Consider the following 21,588-nt stretch of genomic DNA (forward strand, 5'->3'; position numbering starts at 1 on the left):
CGCCGATGCAAGATCGGCCTCAACTCGAACTGAGCCACAATCTCATCAATCCCGCGCATCCTGGCACGTGCCGATGCACGTGAGATGTCGCGCCAACATGAGATTCTGCTGCACGGTCAAAGCGCGAGCCACCGCGAGCTCGTGGCCGAGGTACCGCACTCGCGTCCGTACCGCGGCCCCGTCTGCGATGATTTCGCCCAGCACGGAGATTGTGCCGGAAAGGGCGGGAATGATGCCGCAGATCGTGCGCATCAGCGTGGTTTTCCCTCCGCCGTTTCGCCCAAGAAGCGCCGTCACACCGACCCCGATACGGACGTCCACGGGGTCGAGCGCCGGAGTCGTGCCGTACCCAACCACGAGCCCGTCCGCAATTGCGGTGAACTGCCCGATTGTCGACATCAGACACCGTCGATCTCGGGGCGGGGCAGCGTGATCGTCGTCAGCGCGCGACGGCGACGACCCTCACCCGGTTGATTCGCCAAAACCTTCCCAAGCGCTTCCATGACCGATGCGAAAAACGCGTCCACTTCCTCATCAGTCGCCCAGAAATCCGCCTGCGCGAAGCTCACCCGATCGTCGATGAGATCCCGCGCCTCACCCTCCACGTACGTATCGAAATCACGAATGACCCCAGAGACGAAGACAGTGAACACCGTCATCAGCTCCTCAGACGACAGCGACCGCAACTCATCCGAACTTGGGTTCGCCAGACTCGCACTAACGCGGTACGAACGCTCACTCGCACCGCGCGCACGACGTTCGTCCGCGACCTCGATGAGCTCGTGCTCGAGCAGGTGCTTGATATGGCGATACAGGGTAGCGATCGGGACATCGCTCAACCGCCCATGCAGTTCGTGAGGCGTCAGCTCGTCACCCGCTAACAACGACTGGACGATACGAAGCCGGATGGGATGGAAGAGCGCAGACGAGGAGACCATGTTAAAACAGTATCATTATCAATACTGATACGAACGCTAACCGGCAATGACGCGTTGACTCCAGTATGCAGAGACCCGCGGTGTTAGCCGCCATCCAGCAACCCACACCCAGACCGACTAGCCCCCCGTCCTCAGGTTCGCGAAACAGATGGGTTTCGAGACGAAGGAGGTTCTGAGACAGATGCACCGCCTACAAGGAGCTGCATCGACCACATTGCTTCACGCGGCCGAGTAAACCCCAGCGATGAGCCTCGACTGCAGGCACTCGAGGCACGGTGGGGTCGGGTAGACCCGGCAGGGTTCCCTCGGCCCGGGCACGCTACCGTCGCTTGCGTGACGCTTCTCAACGCACTCGGTCCCTCGTCGATGTTCGCCGAATTCATCGGGCTGGCTGGGTACGCGGTCGGCAGCGACAATGAGGACGTCGAAGTGTGGAGCAGGGGTGGCGAGGAGCGCCACCGAGTCCGATCAAGCGATGCCGGCTATCTGGTGGCCGGAGCGTCGCGATCGGGAAGCTATGTCACGGAGTTTCAGGCGTCACGGCTCGAGGACGTCGAGCGCTACCTGACCTTCCTCATCGGCAACGCATCAGTCCGGGGGACGCGTGGATTCGGGCTGCTGGCGACAAGCACTCAGCCAGCGCTCGCCGCTGGCACCGAGTCGGCGACCGACGGCAAGGGAAACGTTCGTCTCTGGAGCGTGGCCGATCCGAGCCGAACAGTGATCTTCCTTCGCGGGGTTCCCTGGGAGCCCCGAACGTTCAGTCACCTCATGGCCGTGCCCCTCGGGACCCTTCGACGAGCACTGCTGGACCCACACGGATCTCCCGTCTTCGACGTCGGTCAACCCCAGGTGAACCCGCCCGTCGTTCTGTCGTGGTCGCCCGAGTGGCTGTTCTCGACGGCCTTCCGGGAGTTCGTCGCGCTCGGCGGCGCCGAGGTGACCGCACGTGGCGACACGGTGCTCGTCGGTGACTTCGAGACCGGCTATGAAGTCTCGGACGCTGACGGATGGTGGTGCGTCCGCCGGTACTCCCGTGGCCTACATGACACGAGGATGCGAGCTCGCGGCGCCGAAGACGTTGAGCGCTATCTGCTGCTGCAGTTCGGTCCGGCTGCCCGGCACGCTCCCCAGCTCAGGCTCCCCCTCCTCGTCGAGCCCGCTCCTCCCGTCGAGATCGCGGAAGGCCTGCGGTTTGAGCCCGTCGCACCCGGGTGGGTGTCCGTGCGCGGGACAGACGGCTCCGAACGGGGCATCGAGATCGCCGATGCTGGAATCACCGCAGCAAGGGATGCCCGCGACTTCACCCACCTGCTGCGCTCGACGCCGCAGGAGATCCGCGAGTCGTACCTCGACGCGGCGGGATCACCGGCCCTATCGCCCATCCTCGTTCCCGTCAGCCGTGGGGATGCCGTGCCACCCTCGGTCGATTGGGGACGGCTCTCGGCATCGGACCGCCGACTCGCGGACTCGGGATTTCGTCTCTTCTGCTCCCTCAACGAGAAGCGGGGGAAGGTCTTTGAAGATCCCGTGTCCGCGGCCCCGTTCGATGGGGGAGTCGCGGTGTTCCGATCGATTCGTGGCGGCGGCATGATCCTCGTCGCGCACGATGGATCCGTGCTCTACCGGTCCTCGTCGTACTCCTTCGAGCGGGCCCTAGACGAGTTCCGAGAAGGGCAGCGGACACCGCTGGACTCGTTCGGCGGCTGATCGGCTGGCTCAGTCTGCTGGTCGAGTGCCGGGGCGCAGCAGTGGATTGTGCTCGTCGGGCAGCGGCTTGTACAGCTTGTTCCGGAGCGCGGCGTCGAGTGCCTGATAGCGCGGGCCAGTGTTCGAGATGAGTGGCAGATTGTGCGTGCGTCGCCGATTCTGGTCCCAGGAGATGCCGACGAACGCGGTCTGGTCGGCGTCGGCTGTCCAGATCATCACGACCGTCTGCCCGCCATCTACTTGGTGAGGAAAGGGCGCGAACACTGACGGATCACCGGTCGCGAATCGCCGGTGCGCCTCGTGAAAGAAGGTCTGATCGCTGAGATGGAAGCCGTAGTAGCGCTTGCGCAGCCGGGTCCCGGTCGCAGCGACATGCCACGGGCGAGCGCCGACGATGAGGAGGTACACCCCCCAAGCGATGCCAACGAGTTCGATCGCGATCATGACAAGCGGCGTGATGCCCGCCATGCGATTGCGAACCAGTGCCGAGTCCTCGCCTCCCTCGCGGGCCCACTCGGCGAGAGGGATGAAGTTCTGCGCAGTGAACACGATGCAGACGAAGCCCGCCAGGATGAGCGCGATCCCGAACCAGGTGAGACCTGCGACTCGTTTGCGCGCAAACCGCGGATCGGCCCGGAACGTTTTGTCGAAATGGGTGCTCACCGCCCCATACTCTCCCTCGAGCTGGCCTAGGGCGGACACGGTCCGGCGGTGTGTTCACGACGACTAGCGGGAGGTGGTGCGGAAACACGTACTCGTGGGGATCACCCTCGTTCTCGCAACCCATGGGTTTTGAGATGTCTCACTTGGCCAGATTGGGAGACACTCCAAACCTGTCTCCACCATTCCGGGCTGCGTTCGATGTCGGTCGACCGGCCATGCCGAACAGCACGCGCGCCGTTCGGCATACGCTCGTCAGATGAGTCCGTTCCTCCCTGGTGCCCGCGGAACGCAGCCCTGCCCGAACTGCGGCACCCAAGTCGTCCAATCCGATCGATACCCCAAATACCTGTGCCTCGAACGCGAGGCCCGCGCCGTAGATGCAAACGGTGCACGCGTGGCTGGATCGAACGCGTCGTACGGCGGCGGGTTCGCGTTGCACTGGCCGAACGGCGAGCACGAACCACTGCCCTGCATTTCGGCGCGGGTGTGGGTTGATGGACGCGAGTGGGACTACTCCGAGGCGCGATTCGGCGGAGTCCTGATCACGCCAGTGCGAGAGCGCTGACCAACGTCACGCCTGCGAGTCCCTCCCGCTACGAGCAATTGACCGCGCATCTTCCGATCGGCCTGCTCAGGTAGCAGGCCCGCAGACCTGGGATGCTGGGGTGTGGCTCTCTACGACGCGACGTTCTCGCAGACTCCTGCCTTCGTTTCTCGGCGTTCGCTGCCCCGCACGATCGTGGCGACGGGCGCATTCCTGCTGTGCGGGGCAGCCGTGGTATTGGCGGTGGTGAACTTCGCCGGGTTGATGGAGTACTCGAAAGAGAGCGCTGAGGAAGCGTCGCGCCCGCGATATCAGGCGATGCGGGGGTTGGGGATTCTCCCCATCGCGATCATCATCCTCGCCGTGACCTTCGGAGTGTTCGCTGTCGGGGCGATCGCGGGCTCTTGGACGCGAGTGTGGGTTCGCGAGCAGACCGGCACGCCACTCCGAAAGCGTTTCGAGGGGTACCACGCGCTCAGCCCGGACGCGTTCGAGCGGCTCCATGCGGCGTTCGCATCCGGCGACCCGACCCGGTACGTGCCGCTGCCGGAGCAGACCCGCGGAGGTGACGGCGTCGTCTTCGTCTGGACCGCCGACGCCGACCAACTGGCGTTCGTCGGAATGACCTGGGGGAGCAGACGGAAGACCACCCGCAACGCGCCCCTCATCGTGCTCAGCGGTCGTCCGTTCGGCGACCTCGATCGTGCCCTCAGTGCGGGCCTCACGGTGGGTCGCCGACGAGGAGACTGACGAGTCGAACGGGCCCGCCAAGCGGGTGATCGAACTGGACCACCGGCGCCTACACGCCCCGCGGGTGGTAGGGACAAGCGCACTGGGTCGTCACTGAAAACACGGGTCGCTCAGCCTGCTGCCACGTATCGGTGCTCGGGCCGGCCAGTTGTGCCGTAGCGCAGCCTGACCTCGATGACGCCACGTGCCGCGAGTGCGGCGAGATAACGCTGCGCCGTCGCCCGCGAGATGCCAGCGCGCTCGGCGAGCTCCGAGGCAGATGCTTCCTCCAGCCCGAGCCGCTCGAGGATGAGCGCCTCCGTCGCCGACCGCGAGAGCGACCCGGAGTCTCTCGCGCCGTGCAGGATGCTGAGCGCCCGGTCGAGGTCGTCCTGTTCGAGAGGTCCATCGCCGCCGATGAGGTTACGGAACCTCGCGTACCGGTCGAGGCGGTCGGTCAGCGAGCGGCGTGGGAACGGTTTCACGAGGAAGTCGAGCGCCCCGGCCCGGAACGCACGTCGGATGGTCGCCGCATCCGTCGCCGCCGACAGCACGAATGCGTCGACGTCGGCCGCGCGCACGAGGTCGATGCCGTCGCCGTCGGGCAGATAGACGTCCGCGAGCAGCAGGTCCGGTGCCTCACGCCGGATCGCGAGCGCCGCATCCGCCGCCGCACGCACGGGCTCGATAGCGACGAACCCTGGCCGCTCGTCAACGATCTCGCGATGCAGCCCGGCGACGCGGAAGTCGTCGTCGATGATGAGCACTCGGATGGTTTCGGTCATCTCGCTTGGTCCCCGTCCTTGTTCGTGCGCATAACTCCTGGCAGTCTCGCGCCGAGCACGGCGCCAGCGCCGCCAGCGCCGCCGACGTCGATGACCCAGAGATCACCACCAGCTCGCCGCGCGAGTTCCCGCGACAATGGAAGTCCGATCCCGTGCCCGTGCACAGTGTCGCGAGTCTCGTCTCCCGGCTTCCGACTGAAGACGTCGATGCCGTCCTGAATTCCGGCGCCGGAATCCGCGACTGTCACGACGAGTTCGTCGCCGTCGTCGAGCGCGACGACCTCGACCCAGCGCGGCTCGCCGCCGCCCGCCGCCGCAGCAATCGCGTTGTCGATCAGGTTGCCGAGGATGGTCGCGGCTTCTTCCACCAAGTCGAGGTCACCGACGAGCAGCGTGTCGTCGGCGATGCGCAGGGCAACCCCGCGTTCGCTCGCCTCGAGCCCCTTCGCGTTGAGGAAGGCACGAAGAAACGAGTCGGTCACGAGCTCGATGCCGTCGACGACCTCATCAACCGCACCTCGGCCGATGAGGTCGGTGAGGAACGCGCGCGCATCATCGACCCGCATCGCGTCGATCAGCCCCGCGACGACGTGCATGCGGTTGCCGAACTCGTGGCGTTGCACGCGCAGCGCGCCGGTCATCGCGCGCACCGTCTCCAAACGCTCACTCAACGCCACGACATCGGTGCGATCGCGGATGATGAGCACGTCGCCGAGCAGGCGCCCCTCATGCTTCACCGATCGGCGGTCGAGGTAGAGCACCTGATCGTCGAGCAACACAGTCGTGAGCGTCCCGGCGGCGGCGACCGCGTCGATCACTCCGGCCGGCAGACCAAGCTCGGTGAGCGTGCGGCCGACCGCATCACGCAGCCGTAGCATCCGCGCCGCTTCAGCGTTGCAGACCCGCACCACGCCGCTCGGGTCGAGAGCAAGCACGCCATCGCCGACCCCGTCGAGCACCGCCGCCTGATTCTGGACGAGCGCCACGAGCTCTTCGGGCTGCAACCCGAGCGTGAGGCGCTCGAAGCGGCGCCGAAGCATGAGCGTCGCGAGCAGTGCGACGAGCACAGCCATCACCCCGATCCCGGCCGCCGTCGCGAGCAGCGCCGGCAGATCGTCGAAGACACTCGCGCGCTCGAAACCGACGCTCACCTCCCCAACCACGCTCGCGGCATCCGGGGCGTAGATCGGCACCTTCGCACGGGCCGACTCGCCGAGGGTTCCGACCTCCCACTCAACCACCTCGTCGCCACCGATAACCGCCTCGAACGGGGTGCTCACCACCTGACCGAGCAAGTCCTGATCGGGGTGCGCGAGTCGAATGCCGTGGTCATCGGTCAGCACCACGAAAAGCGCGTCGGTGCGACCCGCGACTGCGACCGCACGCTCCTGCAACGGACCGTCGCGCAGGGCCAGCTCGGTCGGAGTTCCAGGATCGGCTGAGAACTCGGCGACGAGCGAGCGCACATCCGGATCCTCGGCAACTGCGCGAGCGATGTTCAGCGCCGTCGACTCGGACTCGGCGCGCAACTGCTGCACTGCGAGTACCAGGAACGCAGCGCTGCAGAGCACCACGACCGTCACCACCATCGCGAGCTGCAGCAGGAGCACCCTCGTCGCGAACCGCACGATCAGCACCCTCCCAGCACAGGCGCGTGAGCAGAATGCGCTGAACCAACGATACGCGCAGAACGCAGCGGAATGCGAGATAGCCGGCAACCACCCCAAGTTGGCCGTAGCGTCACCGAATCACCTGCAGCGCCCTCGGGCGACTGCCGACAAAGGAGTCGACATGGACGTCGTATCGCTGGGCCTGCGCACGGCCGAAGTTGAGGAAGGGTACGCGACCGCGTTCGTACCCGCGGAGTGGGTGCTCGTCATGCTCGGGTTCACGATGGTGCTCGCTTTCATGACGCTCATCATGACGAGGCGACTCACCCCGATGGTCGCGCTCATCATCGTGCCGACCGTCTTCGGTCTGTTCGCCGGTGCAGGACTCGGACTCGGCGACATGATCATCGACGCCATCGGGAACATGGCGCCTACCGCAGCCCTGCTCATGTTCGCGATCATGTACTTCGGCATCATGATCGATGTCGGCCTCTTCGATCCGCTCATCCGGTTCATCACCCGCCTGCTCGGCGACGACCCAGCGAAGGTCGTGCTCGGCACGGCACTGCTTGCCGGCGCTGTCTCGCTTGACGGTGACGGGTCTACCACCTTCATCATCACGACCTCGGCAATGCTGCCCATCTACTTGCGGCTCGGCATGAGCCCGGTCGTGCTCACCTGCGTCGCCGGCCTCATGAACGGCACCCTCAACATCGTGCCCTGGGGTGGCCCGACGGTGCGCGCCGCGAGTGCGCTTGGTCTGCAGCCGACCGACATCTTCGTGCCGATGCTGCCCTCGCTCGCCGTGGGCCTCCTCGTCGCTCTCGGCTTCGCATGGTTCCTCGGCCTGTCGGAGCGCCGCCGCCTCGCCGGCGGTATCGACACCTCACGCTTGGAAACGTCCGGCGCGCTCGGTGGCTTCATCGGATCGCGGATGTTCCGTGGCGCCGACATGAAGCCGGGGGCGGCCGCGAGCCTGCGCACCGGCAACATCGTCACCATGCGCGGCGGCCGTGACCCCATCGCGGTGACCGACCTCATCGACGCGTCGGACACCGCGATGGCCGACACGATGCTCGACCCGAACCGCGCCACGCTGCGACCCAAGCTCCTCTGGTTCAACCTGCTGCTCACCCTCGCCGTCATGGTGCTCCTCGTCATGGACCTCTACCCACTGCCCTATGTCTTCATGGTCGGCGCGGCCGTCGCACTGATCGTGAACTTCACCAAGCTCAAGGAGCAGGCCGACGAGATCGTCGCGCACGCCCCCTCCATCGTCGGTGTCGTCTCTATGGTGCTCGCCGCGGGAGTGCTCGTGGGTGTCCTCAACGGCACAGGCATGGTGGATGCGATGGCCGGGTGGGTCACAACGATCATCCCGCCGGCACTCGGGCCGTTCCTCGCCGTCATCACTGGCGTGCTGTCCATACCGTTCACGTTCTTCATGTCGAACGACGCGTTCTACTTCGGCATCCTGCCCATCCTCGCCGAGAGCGCCGCGACCTACGGCATCGAACCAGTCGAGATGGCGCGCGCATCAATCACCGGCCAACCGGTGCACCTGCAAAGCCCACTCGTGCCGGCCATCCTGCTCCTCGTGTCCCTCGCGAACGTCAACCTCGGCGATCACCACAAGAAGGTGCTCTGGCGTGCGGTCGTGGTGTCACTCGTGATGCTCGGGGTGGGGATCGTATTCGGGGCGATCCCTCTCATCGCGTAACCGCAACGACCAGGACAAATCGAAAGAGACCGGGCCAGGCGAGGCCGGTCTCTTTCGACGAGAAGCGGCCCACGTCCGCTTCACGACCGCATCGACTGCTGGCCAGGCTGATGCAATGCGACCACCCGAATCGTTCAGTCAGCTCCGGCACGCCGACTGAATCGCCCCGATCGGACCGCGGAAGCACGAGAAGCCGCAGAGCCCCCGCGTCCACAATCCGGGGTCAAGGCCGAATCTGGCTTGGGGATTGGGGGAGTCGGGCTGCAAATTGCCCACGCACCGTCGGTGGTGCTCGCTACGCTCATTCAGACGATCGGCAGCAACAGAAAACGGGGCAACTATGGACAGCTCAGCCAAGTCAGATGACGTCAAAGACGGGCTGGACGAAGCCAAGGAAGGCTTCTCGCGAGCGTTTGGTGGGCTTGGGAAGTTCGCCCGCCACGCGTCAGCCCAACTGGTTGAGCAAGCTGGAGACTTGAAGGACGCGACGGTAGATACCGTTGAGAAGTTGAACACTCCGAAGTCAGACCCGTACGAGGACGCGATCGCAGAGTACAACGCGGCCTTCACCGCGATGAGCGATAAGGGTTTCTCCCTCCTGCGGCAGCGCGAGCGTTCGACAGACCTGATCGAGCTCGTCGAGTTCTTGGTGAACAGCATCGCGAACACCCCGAAGTCGTTTGACACTGACTTCCAAGAGATCGACATCCTCAAAGCGCAGTTCCTCGAGGCGGAAGCATTCGCGCAGAACGACCTCCAAGCCGCTCGAGCGTCAGCTGCTGGGGCAGGGGCGGGCATCACCGCGGGGGCCGCGGTCGCCAGCGTCGCGCCGACCGCAGCGATGTGGGTCGCAACCACCTTCGGGACCGCATCCACCGGTACAGCGATCTCCACGCTCTCCGGCGCCGCCGCAAGCAACGCAGCCATCGCATGGCTCGGTGGGGGAGCGGTCGCTGCCGGCGGGGGAGGCACCGCGGCAGGCGGAGCGCTCCTCGCCCTCGCTGGCCCGATTGGCTGGACCGTGGCGGGTGCAGCCCTGCTCACCTCCATCGCGCTGTTCGCGAAGAAGAAGTTCGAGAACCGAGAAGCGAAACAGGAAGCACTGAAGGCCGTGATGCAGAACACCGCCCTCGTGCGCACCATGGACGCCCAGATCGGCGACCTCCACCAGCGAACCGCATCGATACGCGAACTCCTGGTCAAGACATACAGCGCTCCCCGCAGTTTTACGCAGCTGACTTCCGTGCCCTGACCTCGACGCAGCAGTCCCAGCTCGCAGCGTTGGTGAACAACACCAAGGCGTGTGCAGCGCTGCTCGGGCACCGCATTGTTCCCGCCGGCAACGATGAGTGACGCACCCAGGCTCGTCAAGAGCAGCCAGGAACAGGCCGTCGCCGCCTGGATCAGTCACCTCAACCAAGTCCGGTTGGATACCCTCCTTGGTGCTCTCGGGCAGCAGGACCTGAACCTCCAGGACGCGCTCTCCACCCTCGACTCGGCGATCAAGAAGATCAATCTCGAGGTCATCGAAACCAACCGCGGCGGCACTAAAGGCATGCATGGCTTCATCGCCGAGGTCGCCGAAGTCGGTATCAGCAACGCGCGCAGCAAGATCGTCGGTGGCGAAGCCGCGTACCAGTGGGTCAACGACAACGGACCGGTGGACCTCCTGCGGGATGGCGTCGAGATCCAGCAGAAGTTCGTTGCCGCCGGAGGTCGGCTCGGGCTGGGCGCGATCGCCGACCACCTCGAGAAGTACCCGGACTTCCTCAAAAACGGTGCGAAGTATCAGATCCCGGCAGACCACTTCGAAACGATCCAGCAGCTGCACGCCATGAGCCCCGAGGACGCGGGCAAGCTCCTGAACAGTTCCGGCGACGGGCCATCCTTCAAAGATTGGAAACGAGTTCAGGCGTTCTTCGAGCAGGGCACGGTCGACATCGATTCACTCGAACCCTCCAAACTCGACTACCAGCAGGCGCAACGCGGAGCCTACGAGCAAACCTTCGAGACAGAGCAAGAATCCCTCCGAGCAACCGACCAGGGTCTCCGCACAGACGCCGCGCAAGCGAATCGCGCGAACCTGCAGGAAGGCGCGAAAGCGACCCTCGGCGCCGCCGCCATCGAAGGCGGCACCGCCTTCGTGCTCGCCGTCATCGAGAAGCGCCGGCAGGGGACACAGCTCAAGGACTTCACGCAAGAAGACTGGACCCACATCGCAGGCTCCACGGGGCTGGGCTTCGCCAAGGGCGGCGTGCGCGGCCTCACCATCTACTCCCTGACGAACCTCACCAAGACCTCCGCCGCCGTTGCCAGTGCAGTCGTCACCGCGAGCTTCGCGATCGCGGAACAAGCCAACCAACTGCGTCGAGGCGAGATCACCGAAGCAGAATTCATCGAGAACGCGGAACTCGTCTGCCTGGACTCCGCTGTGAGCGCCTTGTCCTCGTTCATCGGACAGGCACTCATCCCCGTGCCCGTACTGGGCGCCGTCATCGGCAACACCGTCGGCACCATCATGTACAAAGCCGTCAAAGACTCGCTCACCGCAAACGAAGCGGCACTCATCGAGCAATACCTGCGCGAACAACAAACTCTCGCCGGGCAGCTCGCAGACGAGTACGGGGAGCTCACCCAACAGCTCGACACGAGCATGTCCGACTACCTCGAGGTCCTCGACCGAGCGTTCGCGCCCGACGTTGAGATTGCTCTGCGCGGATCCGTTGAGCTTGCCCTCGAGGTCGGAGTCGCGCCCGAGGACATCCTGGATACCCACGCCAAGACGTTCGCATACTTCCTCGACTAGGACGTGTCTCCTAAACGTTTGGTCCGTGCGATGACGGTGTTCGGGACTGCGGCGGCGCGGTAGGTGATGGCGAGTTTGTCGTCGCGGGTCGCGAGTCCGCGCCATTGCTTCACATGGCGGAAGCGGCGCTCGATGACTTTGCGCCCGTGGTAGTCATCTCGGTCGAAATCTACGGGCCGACCACCGCGGGAGCCTCGCGGTTTCCGGTGTCCCTGGTAGTTCGCGGGCTCGGGAACCACCGACCGAACCTCGCGCCCACGAAGGCGCGCGCGAGCGAAGCGCAACTGCTCCAGCAGAGACATGGGAGAGCCTCCCGCTTGGCCAGCGTGTCCAGGATCGCGAGCGGCAGCCCGGTCCCGTCGACGAGCTGTCGGCAATGTGATCGCTTTCGCCCAGGGCCTTAATTATTCACGTGGACCCCAGTAGGCACACCGCCACGGGAAACCACGGCCGAGGGGTCCCCTCCCGTAGGGCGATCGGGCTGATGGATGCGGGATCAGGCGGGCATCTTTGCACCCTTGGTGCGGTTGCAACGCCAGCACAGCGTCTGAAGGTTCTCGGGCTTGCTGAGACCACCCCTGGACACCGGCACGATGTGATCAATCTCGAGGAGAAGGTTCGGCTCGACAGCGACCGAGACGCCGCACGCGGGGTTCTGGCAGGTGTGGTGGTCACGATTCTTGATCCAGCCGCGCAGGTGGGCGGTCATGAGCGCACGCTGACCAGCAGCCGACTTCGCCCAGCGTATCTTCTGCACAAGCGTCGCTGAGAGAGCGTCGAGGGTCGGGGTGTTCAGGTCGATGTTCACCGTCTGGCCACTGTTACCGCCGGCAGATACGTACTGGAACTTGTAGTTCGGGTAGGGCACCGTGATTGGCGAGAGGTGCACGCCGACGAGGCTCCAGAACTCGTCCGCGTACCGCCGGAGGATGAACGCGGGAGGGCTGATCATCGCGACAATGTCAGCCTCGCGGCGCTGCACATTGGCGACGGCCTCTTCCAGCCGCGAGATGTCCTCCGCCACCCGCTGCACGTCGGCTAAGGTCTCCTGGTCTGCTCTGATCTCGAAATACTTCATCAGGTACTTGATCGGTTCCATGCTCGCGTTGCGCAGGACCTGAAGCGATGCGTTGTGGACGTGCGGCGCGTACTCGGCCACGTTGCGGTCGCGCTGGTAATTCCAGTTCGACGTGTTCTCAAAGTTCGCGAGGTGCGCGTACTGTCCGGTGGACGACCTACCCAGCTCGAATGCGCCCTGGCCGCGAATCTCCGCGACGTAGTTCACGACCTCGTTGTGCTCGGCGACGACCGAGGCAATCTGAGCGCGGAGCCCTTGGAACTCTTCACCGTTGAAGTACTTGTTCTTCCGGTACTTCCAGATGATCGGGTTCGCGATCAGCACCCCGACGAGGGCGAGAACGAACAGAATCGGGTGGACTATACCGAAGAGGAGCGGCAGCGCGATGAGTAGCGTGATGAATAACCACTTGGGCATTAGTATTTCTCCTGAGTAGAGCTCGGTGTTTTCGTTTCGTGAAGTCTGTTCCCAGACTATCGAGCACCCCCGACAATGACGGGGCCGCTCACTCTCCGCAGCTCTGCCCCGATCGCCCTGAGACGCGCTCACAAGTCATCGTTGAGCTGCGACATGGTGAGCTTATTTTGCGCGGCGGTGATGCGGTCTCGCCGGGTCTCGTACTCCCCGACCGGCTAAGACGACATCGGGCCCTTACACCACCCCATGGTGTCGCGATCCGGTAACTGGGTGAGCAGATGGAGGCTTTGTTTTCTGGGATCAGAGGAACGCGATGAGGGCGACGCCCGCGCCGAGAAGAACGATCAGCAGGGTACCGCCAATGAGGAGCGCCTCAGTCGGCATGGTGCGGCGTGCATACGCATCCCAGTACCGCGTGCTGATGCGTCGACGGCGCCGGGTCGCGCGTTGCTCGGCCGGAGTCCCTCGATCGTCACTCAGGGGCACCCCGAGACCTTTCTCATGTGCGTATCGCGTCTACTCGCACTAGGGGAACAAATCACTATTCGGCGAGGCCAGCTTCCGTGCATCATCACACATCACGGCATCAGTTCGGCGCCGCATACGACAACGTTCATGGTCGTCGTCCGCGCGAGCTGACGCGCAGGGTGGGCATCGGGAGAAGCAGCACGGGCACAGTCAGTCGGTGGGCGCGCGGAGCCGCATGAGGATGCGCCGCAGAACGCTGCTACCTGCGGTGCCTTACGGTTGCACGGCCTGGGGAGTGGACAACTGAGCTCTGAGAGAGCGCGGGCTCAGCCTTCGCTGATTTGGGCAGCGAGGGAGCGTTGATGCCGGTAAAGCGTCGCACGACTCCACCCGACAAGACGAGCTGCCTCTGCAGCCGTACGCCCACGCTTGCGCGCGTCGGCCACGACTTGAAGCTTCTCCGCAACCTGAACAGGATCGGAGAGGGGTCGGCCGAATTTCGTGCCGTTCTGGCGGGCCGCGGCGATGCCAGCATTCACGCGTTCGACGATGAGCTCACGCTCGTACTCGGCGAGGGTGGCGAGCATGTTCAACATGAGCCGGCCCGTGGACGTCGCGGGATCAATGCCGTCCGAGACGGAGCGCACGTTGATGCCGCGCTCCCGCAAGAGGTTGACGGTGTTGAGTACGTCGATGAGCGAGCGGCCCAAGCGATCAACGCGCCACACCACAACCGTGTCGCCGGCCTCCGCATGCTCAAGCAATCGCTTCATGCCCGGACGCTCGATCGCAGTCCGACTCCCGGACGTCACGTCGTCGAAGACATCGCGCTTCTGCACGCCGACACCGACGAGCGCATCGAGCTGGAGCTGCGCATCCTGAGTCGCGGTGCTGACGCGGGTGTAGCCGAGAAGTCTCACTCGGACAGTTTGCCTCAGAAACCCCATCGCGCGTGCCGGCTGAGACGATTCATGATGAGATGAGTTTTCGAGACAAGCTCGGCCCCAGATTCACGGGGGAGCGGTCGCACCATGAACACGCAGCCACGGTGTCTCGAAAACCTAATGGTTTTCACTGCACCAGGGGGAGTGGCACCTGGGTACCACTGCGTGTCCCGGTTCGGTCCCCCAGTCCGATGCGGCTTCTCCCTGCCCGCTCCTAGTGTCCTCGTGAGTCGGAAAGGACCACGAATGATCACTGCGGAATCGCTGACGAAGCGCTACAGGAACAAGACCGCTGTCGACGACATCGACTTCACGGTCGAGCCGGGACTGGTGACGGGATTCCTCGGGCCCAACGGCGCCGGGAAGTCCACGACGATGAGGATGATCGTGGGTCTCGATCGGCCCACCTCCGGTGCGGCGCTGGTCAACGGCCGCCCGTACGCGGAGCACAGGGCGCCGCTGCGGGAAGTCGGGGTGCTGCTGGACGCGAAGGCCGCCCATCGGGGACGCACCGCGTACGCTCACCTCCGTTCGATCGCGGCGACGCACGGCATCGGCAGAGGACGAGTCCGCGACGTCATCGGCATGGCCGGGCTCGACAGCGTCGCGGGCAAGCGGGTGGGCGGCTTCTCGCTCGGGATGGGGCAGCGGCTCGGCATCGCAGCGGCGCTGCTCGGCGATCCGGCGACGATCATCCTCGACGAACCCGTCAACGGCCTCGACCCCGAGGGTGTGCTGTGGGTGCGGACCTTGATGCGGACCCTCGCGAACGAGGGGCGGACCGTGCTGCTCTCCTCGCACCTCATGAGCGAGATGGCCCAGACGGCTGACCGTCTCATCGTCATCGGCCGCGGCCGCATCCTCGCGGATGGTCCGATCGGTGAAGTCGTCGCCGGGGCGACCCGCTCCGTGGTGCGCGTCCGCACGCGAGACCCCCAGAAGCTCACGGCGATCCTCTCCGGCTCGGCCGCATCGGTCTCCATGAAGCCTGATGCTGCCCTGGAGATCGTCGGACTCACGGCCGAGCAGGTCGCGGTCGTCGCCGCAGACGCGGGCATCGTGCTGCACGAGGTTGCAACACGGACGGGCACGCTCGAAGAGGCGTATCTCGCCCTGACTGCTGAACAGGTCGAGTACCGGTCGACGCAGGTCCTGGGTGGGGTGATGGGCCGATGAGCGCACCGACCCGCGTCAGGCAGGGGCACATCCACGCCCCGGTCGGACCTCGATTCCGGCACGTGCTCGAATCTGAGCTCATCAAGCTGACGAGTCTGCGCTCGACCGCGCTCCTCGCCGCCGCACTGCTGGTGCTGGGGCTCGGCGTGAGCGTCCTGTTCGCGGTGACGCTCGAGTCCGGCGGCGTTCCGTCCGCGCACTCGGTGGCCTTCTCCCTCGACGCGATCACGCTCGGAACCGTCCTCTTCGGGCAGATCATCGCCGGCGTCCTCGGCGTGCTCGCGATCAGCGCCGAGTACTCGTCTGGAACCATCCAGCCGACCCTCATCGCCGTCCCACGCCGCAGCCCGATCATCGTTGCGAAGGCGCTCGTGCTCTTCCCCGCCGTCACGGTTACTGCATTCATCGCGCTGCTGGGCTCCTGGGCCGCGACCTACCCGATCTACGCGGGGTACGGCATCCAGACGGAGTTGACCGAGCCCGGCTTCTTTTTCGCGATCGTGGGCGGGGCCGTGTATGTAGGGTTGTGTGCCGTGTTCGGTGTCGGAGTGGGTGCGCTGCTGCGTTCGGCGGCAGGAGGGGCGATCGTCGTGTTCTGCACGACGCTGCTCGCCCCCATTCTCACGTCCGTGCTCCCCACTTCAGAGCTCGTCCGCACCATCCGCCTCTACATGCTCTCGCACGCGGGCGACTCGATGGTCCGCATCGGTGACCCGACGATGGGGTTCGCCGATGCGAGCTCGCAGTATCTGAGCCCGGCCGGCGGGTGGATCACTGCGACGGTCTGGGCCCTCGCGGCGCTCCTCGCCGGACTCGTCGCGATCCGCCGGAGGGACGTGTGAACTCGAGCTCGCGCAGAACGCATCCTCCCGATGCAGAGTCCTCGACCGCTCCGACCGCTCCAACCGCTCGGGGAGCGTCGCTGAGCGGAATCCTGCAGTTCGTGCGCCGACGCCCCAGGACTGCGAGCGTCGCGCCGGTCGCCCTCTACGCGGCTGTCGCTCTCGGGCTCTGCGTCGTCTCCATGGAACCGCGGTTCGGAACCCCCTGGTGGATCCCGGCTCTGCTCGGAGGGGGCGGCACCGCCTGCCTGATCGCGCGTGTGAGGCACCAGCTGGCGACGTTCATCTGCGCCCTGCTGCTTGCGCTGCTCTCGCTCGCGTTCGGCACCGGGGCGGAGGCGCTGCTCCCCGTCATTACGCTGTACGGGGTCGGTGTCCGCCGCCCCGCTCCTGTCGCATGGATGTGCACGGCCGTGACGATGGCCTTCGGGGCGGTCGGCGCGCAGGTCCTCGTCATACGCCTCGCCTCCGGTCCATCCCTGTGGGGGTCGCCGCCGCTGACGCCTCGAAACGCGACGTTCGACTGGCTCCTCGCCTACGGCGCCATCGCGGTCGTGCTCCTCGTCACCGCACTGCTAGGGACGAGCGTGGGGCAGCGGCGCAGATACGTCGCCTCGCTCCTCGAACGCGCGGAGCAGCTCGCCAGGGAGCGGGACCAGCAGGCGGAGATCGCGAGCGCGCGCGAGCGCGAGCGCATCGCCCGGGAGATGCACGACGTCATCGCGCATAGCCTGTCGGTCATGATCGCCATGTCTGACGGCGCACAGGCGGCGGTCCAGGACCGACCGGAAGAATCGCGACGAGCCATCGGGCGGGTCGCGGAGACTGGTCGCCGAACCCTCACCGAGGTGCGCCGCCTGCTCGGATCGGTCCGCGAGGCGCCGCCCGCGAGCCCGCCCCTGCCGCCACAACCCGGCGCCGGGCAGCTCGGAGCGCTCATTGAAGAGTTCGTCGCCGCCGGACTTCCAGCGCGACTGGAAGAGCGTGGCGAGCCGACCGCCGACCCCGCAGTCGGCCTCACCGTGTACCGCATCGTGCAGGAGTCGCTCACCAACGCGCTCCGCCACAGTCGCGAGCTGGAGCAGGTCACTGCCGAGGTGACGTGGTCGAGGGAGGAGGTCGTCATCGACGTGCGAGATCGGTCGCAGCCTGCGCTGCCGAATGCCGACAGCGTCGGGAGGGGCATCATCGGCATGCGCGAGCGCGTGACGATGTTCGATGGCACCCTCGAGACGGGTCCGCAGCCCGGCGGCGGCTGGCGGGTCCTGGCGAAACTGCCCCTGAGAGAGGGGACGTCATGAGTGACGCGATCCGGGTGCTCCTCGTCGACGACCAGGAGCTCGTCCGATACGGCTTCCGTCTGGTGCTCGAAGCCGACCCGAGACTGGTCGTCGTCGGAGAGGCAGCGGACGGGGTCCAGGCGGTCGGTGCCGTGGCGCGGCTGCGCCCGGACGTCGTCCTCATGGACGCGCGGATGCCCGGCCTCGACGGCGTCGAGGCCACCCGTCGCATCACCGAGACTGCCGCTGATACGCGCGTCCTGATGCTCACGACCTACGACCTCGACGAGATCGCGTTCGGTGCGCTCGAAGCCGGGGCCGTCGGCTTCCTCCTCAAGGACACCCGCCCCGAGCAGCTCGTGGCGGCGATTCTCGCCGTTCACGCCGGGGACGCCGTGGTGTCTCCACGCATCACCGCAAAACTCATCGGCATCGCCGCACCGCGTCTCGGTACACGAGCAGAGCCGAAGCAATCGCACCCTGCACTCGACACCCTCTCCGCTCGCGAGCGAGAGATCTTTACGCTCATCGGCGCTGGACGGACGAACGGCGAGATCGCGGAAGCACTGCACCTCAGCGAATCCACCGTCAAGACGCACGTCGGTCGCGTGCTCTCGAAGCTCGAGCTTCGAGACCGCGTGCAGGCCGTGATCCGCGCCTACGAACTCGCTATTGCCAACCAATGACCTGACGCGCCAAAACCGGCGCGCACTAAACATCGCAACGCAGGTTACAGAACCCATAGGTTTTGAGATGTCTCACGAGGCACCTCTTACGATGAGGTGGGGAGCGACTCTCGGAGGGGGTGTTCAGCTACCAACCTCACGACCCTCGAGATGCCTGTGTCACTTCTTAAGGGTGGTCCGATGGGCGCGCCTTGTACGCAAAGAAAGCACGATGATCGTGACTGCCAGCACGGTGGTACTTAGCGCCAGACGCGGACATAACGAAAGTAACCGTGGTGAACTCGCTGATGTCTTTCTCTAGAACTGTCCATTCAAACTCGAATGGCATGCCAGATTCTGACACTCCCCGTTCAACGCCTCCCGATGAAACGCTCACTTCCCAGTTCAGTTTACGACCCTGCGGATCCACTCCGACACAAGTGAAGTGAACCACATCACCTGGACGCACGACCAGACCAGTATCCTTAATTCCTGCAAGTTCAACATCGCGGACGTCCGCAGACATTGGTTCGATAGAATTCCCGAAACCATCTCGAACGGATTCGATCCGGGGGTAGTATTCACCCACTGGATCAGAAGTGCTCAAATTGATCACCACGCGATTCCTTATTAGGCCAGCTATTCCCGAAAGCAATTCTTCTTCGAAAGGCAATAGTTGACGACTATGACCCACAGTGTTGCGGAGACGCTCAAAAGTTTCGAGCAGTGGCAACGTTGATGACTTTTTACCGAGGGCCCCACTGACAGGTTCCCAGTCCTTACTCAAGATTGTGATCAATTCATAGAATTCACTGTACTCAAGGTCATAATCCGAAGGGTGCACGACTCCGCGCCTTTTGGGTATTTCGGCTGCTCGTCTCGTAGCCCAAACTCCGCGCTGATCAGCCGAGGTCAGGCGGTCGAGCCAAGACGCCCCGTACGCTCGGTGGTAAGCCGCCCGCATGAGTTGCCGCAGTGCGGTCTCCGTCGTGGCGAGAGCTTGGGCGGGCTCAAGATGTGGCATAGGTAGTAATTCTGTCAGATTTCGCGGTTGTTGGGGATGATTTTCCCGGCCAGTCCCGGCGCCCGATGCTCGATCGCAGTGCCATAGTCACGCTCAGCAATGAGAGAGGTAGCGCGTTTCCCGTCGATTCAGAGAGCTCCGGGAGCGGCAAGCGGCAGTGCTGTCGGTGGCGCGCATGTTGTACGGTCACCGCATGACGCATTACGAAGTTGTGGGTACTGTCTCGCTTGGGCCAACCCTGGGAACTCTGCCGCAACTTGGGGAGGACGTTCGTGACGGCATCTCGGCTCGGATCCAAGGATCCGCCGTGACTGTCGACTTTACCTCAACCTCCCCTCGCGGGTCCCAATTTATGCCCTTCTCAATGACCGTCAGGGTTACCTGTTTTGACGACGACATCAGTTCGCGCCGCTCGGCTTTCGCGATCTTAATCAGGGTCACGAAGGACGCGCTTGACATGATTAAGGTCACGCAGCCAACAACAGGAATGCCGGGGGTTCTCCCAAAACTGGATTCAGTGGAATTTTACGAGAATGGTCTTGTCACTCCACTTGGGTTTGACTGGTCACGGGGTTACAGAGATGTTGCAATGATTCTATGGTCAACCGAAGTGCAGCCTCATGCTGAGGACTTCCGGCGGGCTATTCAAGGGGAGCTGAATCCCGACTGGGACCTGGATCTACTCCTGGGTCAGGCCAGGCACTACGCTCAGAACAACTGGGACAGCAACCCTGCTCTCTCCCTCTTCCTTTCCACGCTGGCCCTCGAGGCCAAAATGAAACGTGTTCTGCACCGGAAATGCCCGGAGAGTATGCGCGCGTTACTCCTGGAGGAGGTCCCTGAAGATAAGCAAATACAAGGTGATGTTCGAAGTCTATTCTCTTCCAAAGCTAAAAAATACTTGGGAATATCCCTCAAACGCGAGAATCCAGAACTTTGGGACAATTTGGTGACCTTGTTTCCACTCAGGAACAATTTTGCCCACCGAGCGGAGCTCGTCGACCGAGATCAGGCACAAATCGCAGCAGTCTGCGCCAGGCGCGTCATGCTATGGGCAGACCAGGGTGAGCTACAGAACTACCCACACTGATCCACTGGGATCGCAGACAAATCCCGACTGGACAGCTCGTCTCAGAACCCTAGGGTTTCGCGACAACCTACGTGAGACACCAGACCGGGGGAGTGGGTGGCGGAATCTCACGGGAGTCACATTCTCAAAACTATGCTCCATAACCGACTCGCCGCAGACGTGTCATAGGGGTCGGTTTTGCGACATGTGTAGTGCGTGAATGACCAAGCTCATCGGCTACGCCCGCGTCTCCACCCGCCACCGGGACACCGATCGACAAAAAGTTGATCTGCGCGCCGCCGGCGTCCGCGCCGATGACCTCTACGTCGATCGAGGAGCGTCGGGCGCGAACGCATCCCGACCTGCCCTCGAGGATCTGCAACAGGCGCTCGTGCGTGGCGACACCTTCGTGGTGACGACGCTTGACCGTCTCGGCCGCTCGACCGGCAACATGCTCACGCTCGCCGAAGAGCTCCGCGACGAAGGAGTCGCGTTGCGGGTCTTGAACTTGGGCGGGGGAGACGTGGACACATCGACCCCGATGGGGTCCATGGTGTTCACCGTCATGGCCGCCCTCGCGCAGATGGAGCTCGAGATCAAACGCGAACGCGTCCTCGACTCAGTCAGCAAACGACGAGCCGCCGGCTCCGACCTGGGCGGCCGGCTACGGAAGATCAGCGAGCGCCAGCTCAAGAACGCAGCTCACCTGGTCGCAGCCGACGTGCCGGTCGCAGAGGTCGCACGGAACCTCGGCATCTCGCGGGCGACGCTGTACCGCCGTCTCCAGACCGCTCGGGTTTCCGAGGTGAGCGATGTTCCGGAGATCACGGCGGGCATACATCCACCATCATTGCCTGGACTCACCGTGCCGATCGAGCGCATCTAGAAAGAGATCGCCGCTCGCAGCGAGCCAATAGTAATCACCCGGGTGCGACCCGGTCGTAGGATTTTCTGCGTCTCTCCGCTTCGATAAGCGTAAGCAGTGAGCTCTCGGCTCACCTGTGTTGAGAGCGAGCACCGCATGACACCCGATTTGAAGCCGCATTGGTCGACACATGCACCCAAGCGGGACAGCGATTCGACTCCGTTCGCTGCACGTGCGGCGCGCGTCTGGGTAAAG

Annotated in this window: 20 protein-coding genes and 1 pseudogene; 11 read left to right on the forward strand and 10 right to left on the reverse strand. The window is 64.4% G+C overall.

Going from position 1 to position 21,588, the window contains the following annotated elements; translation table 11 throughout:
* Positions 1 to 45: 45 nt before the first annotated feature.
* Together C5C17_RS03480 and C5C17_RS03485 are read right to left on the reverse strand one after the other, a co-directional pair.
* A complete protein-coding gene (locus C5C17_RS03480; protein WP_104251991.1) occupies positions 46 to 399 on the reverse strand; it encodes an ATP-binding cassette domain-containing protein in 354 nt (117 codons plus the stop codon).
* Entirely contained in the window at positions 399 to 938 is a 540-nt protein-coding gene (locus C5C17_RS03485; protein WP_104251992.1) for a helix-turn-helix domain-containing protein, read from the reverse strand. The genes C5C17_RS03480 and C5C17_RS03485 overlap by 1 nt, the downstream gene beginning before the upstream one ends.
* Positions 939 to 1,271: 333 nt before the next feature.
* Here C5C17_RS03485 and C5C17_RS03490 point away from each other — a divergent pair, with 333 nt between their 5' ends.
* A complete protein-coding gene (locus C5C17_RS03490; RefSeq protein WP_104251993.1) occupies positions 1,272 to 2,648 on the forward strand; it encodes an Imm61 family immunity protein in 1,377 nt (458 codons plus the stop codon).
* A 9-nt stretch (positions 2,649 to 2,657) separates the two neighbouring features.
* Here C5C17_RS03490 and C5C17_RS03495 read toward each other — a convergent pair whose 3' ends face one another.
* Positions 2,658 to 3,311, reverse strand: a complete 654-nt coding sequence (locus C5C17_RS03495) for a hypothetical protein (protein ID WP_104251994.1) — start codon at positions 3,309 to 3,311, stop codon at positions 2,658 to 2,660.
* A gap of 667 nt (positions 3,312 to 3,978) precedes the next feature.
* Between C5C17_RS03495 and C5C17_RS03500 the strand changes: the two genes are divergently transcribed.
* Complete coding sequence (locus C5C17_RS03500) at positions 3,979 to 4,605, forward strand: hypothetical protein (protein WP_146079066.1); 627 nt, start codon at positions 3,979 to 3,981, stop codon at positions 4,603 to 4,605.
* A 110-nt stretch (positions 4,606 to 4,715) separates the two neighbouring features.
* Here C5C17_RS03500 and C5C17_RS03505 read toward each other — a convergent pair whose 3' ends face one another.
* Together C5C17_RS03505 and C5C17_RS03510 are read right to left on the reverse strand one after the other, a co-directional pair.
* A complete protein-coding gene (locus tag C5C17_RS03505) occupies positions 4,716 to 5,369 on the reverse strand; it encodes a response regulator (protein WP_104251996.1) in 654 nt (217 codons plus the stop codon).
* Positions 5,366 to 6,997 carry a sensor histidine kinase gene (locus C5C17_RS03510; RefSeq protein ID WP_308471303.1) on the reverse strand — a complete coding sequence of 544 codons (1,632 nt, stop codon included), beginning with the start codon at positions 6,995 to 6,997 and terminating at the stop codon, positions 5,366 to 5,368. Before C5C17_RS03510 ends, C5C17_RS03505 begins: the two co-directional genes overlap by 4 nt.
* A gap of 163 nt (positions 6,998 to 7,160) precedes the next feature.
* Between C5C17_RS03510 and C5C17_RS03515 the strand changes: the two genes are divergently transcribed.
* The 3 genes from C5C17_RS03515 to C5C17_RS03525 all read left to right on the forward strand — a co-directional run bounded on the left by C5C17_RS03515 (position 7,161) and on the right by C5C17_RS03525 (position 11,505).
* A complete protein-coding gene (locus C5C17_RS03515) occupies positions 7,161 to 8,699 on the forward strand; it encodes a CitMHS family transporter (protein WP_104251997.1) in 1,539 nt (512 codons plus the stop codon).
* 508 nt (positions 8,700 to 9,207) lie between these two features.
* Positions 9,208 to 9,951, forward strand: coding sequence for a hypothetical protein (locus tag C5C17_RS03520; RefSeq protein ID WP_219820463.1), 744 nt, complete (start codon positions 9,208 to 9,210; stop codon positions 9,949 to 9,951).
* Positions 9,952 to 10,125: 174 nt separating this feature from the next.
* Entirely contained in the window at positions 10,126 to 11,505 is a 1,380-nt protein-coding gene (locus C5C17_RS03525) for a hypothetical protein (protein WP_219820464.1), read from the forward strand.
* On the opposite strand, the pseudogene C5C17_RS18890 reads toward C5C17_RS03525, so the two are convergent.
* The 4 genes and pseudogenes from C5C17_RS18890 to C5C17_RS03545 all read right to left on the reverse strand — a co-directional run.
* A pseudogene (locus tag C5C17_RS18890) lies at positions 11,502 to 11,905 on the reverse strand (IS5/IS1182 family transposase); the annotation flags it as partial. The gene C5C17_RS03525 and the pseudogene C5C17_RS18890 overlap by 4 nt on opposite strands.
* Positions 11,906 to 12,001: 96 nt before the next feature.
* Positions 12,002 to 13,132, reverse strand: a complete 1,131-nt coding sequence (locus tag C5C17_RS03535; RefSeq protein WP_258065875.1) for an HNH endonuclease — start codon at positions 13,130 to 13,132, stop codon at positions 12,002 to 12,004.
* 168 nt (positions 13,133 to 13,300) lie between these two features.
* Positions 13,301 to 13,486 carry a hypothetical protein gene (locus C5C17_RS03540; protein ID WP_104252001.1) on the reverse strand — a complete coding sequence of 62 codons (186 nt, stop codon included), beginning with the start codon at positions 13,484 to 13,486 and terminating at the stop codon, positions 13,301 to 13,303.
* Positions 13,487 to 13,794: 308 nt separating this feature from the next.
* Entirely contained in the window at positions 13,795 to 14,388 is a 594-nt protein-coding gene (locus C5C17_RS03545) for a recombinase family protein (protein WP_104252002.1), read from the reverse strand.
* Between the two features lie 270 nt (positions 14,389 to 14,658).
* On the opposite strand from C5C17_RS03545, the gene C5C17_RS03550 reads away from it, so the two are divergent.
* The 4 genes from C5C17_RS03550 (at position 14,659) to C5C17_RS03565 (ending at position 18,396) form a co-directional block, all read left to right on the forward strand.
* Positions 14,659 to 15,588: an ABC transporter ATP-binding protein gene (locus tag C5C17_RS03550; protein ID WP_104252003.1), complete on the forward strand. Its 930-nt coding sequence runs from the start codon at positions 14,659 to 14,661 to the stop codon at positions 15,586 to 15,588.
* Positions 15,585 to 16,430, forward strand: coding sequence for an ABC transporter permease subunit (locus tag C5C17_RS03555; RefSeq protein ID WP_104252004.1), 846 nt, complete (start codon positions 15,585 to 15,587; stop codon positions 16,428 to 16,430). The genes C5C17_RS03550 and C5C17_RS03555 overlap by 4 nt, the downstream gene beginning before the upstream one ends.
* Positions 16,431 to 16,531: 101 nt before the next feature.
* Entirely contained in the window at positions 16,532 to 17,731 is a 1,200-nt protein-coding gene (locus tag C5C17_RS03560; protein ID WP_146079067.1) for a sensor histidine kinase, read from the forward strand.
* Positions 17,728 to 18,396: a response regulator transcription factor gene (locus tag C5C17_RS03565; RefSeq protein ID WP_104252006.1), complete on the forward strand. Its 669-nt coding sequence runs from the start codon at positions 17,728 to 17,730 to the stop codon at positions 18,394 to 18,396. Before C5C17_RS03560 ends, C5C17_RS03565 begins: the two co-directional genes overlap by 4 nt.
* A 166-nt stretch (positions 18,397 to 18,562) precedes the next feature.
* On the opposite strand, the gene C5C17_RS18325 is transcribed toward C5C17_RS03565, so the two are convergent.
* Positions 18,563 to 19,219: a hypothetical protein gene (locus C5C17_RS18325; protein ID WP_146079068.1), complete on the reverse strand. Its 657-nt coding sequence runs from the start codon at positions 19,217 to 19,219 to the stop codon at positions 18,563 to 18,565.
* A 373-nt stretch (positions 19,220 to 19,592) separates the two neighbouring features.
* Between C5C17_RS18325 and C5C17_RS03570 the strand changes: the two genes are divergently transcribed.
* Both C5C17_RS03570 and C5C17_RS03575 read left to right on the forward strand, forming a co-directional pair.
* Positions 19,593 to 20,489 (forward strand): hypothetical protein, encoded by an 897-nt coding sequence (locus C5C17_RS03570; protein ID WP_146079069.1) that lies wholly within the window; start codon positions 19,593 to 19,595, stop codon positions 20,487 to 20,489.
* 199 nt (positions 20,490 to 20,688) lie between these two features.
* Entirely contained in the window at positions 20,689 to 21,354 is a 666-nt protein-coding gene (locus C5C17_RS03575; protein WP_104252008.1) for a recombinase family protein, read from the forward strand.
* The last annotated feature ends 234 nt before the right edge of the window (positions 21,355 to 21,588 follow it).

The organism is Pseudoclavibacter sp. RFBA6 (assembly GCF_002931575.1).
Lineage (GTDB): Bacteria > Actinomycetota > Actinomycetes > Actinomycetales > Microbacteriaceae > Pseudoclavibacter > Pseudoclavibacter terrae.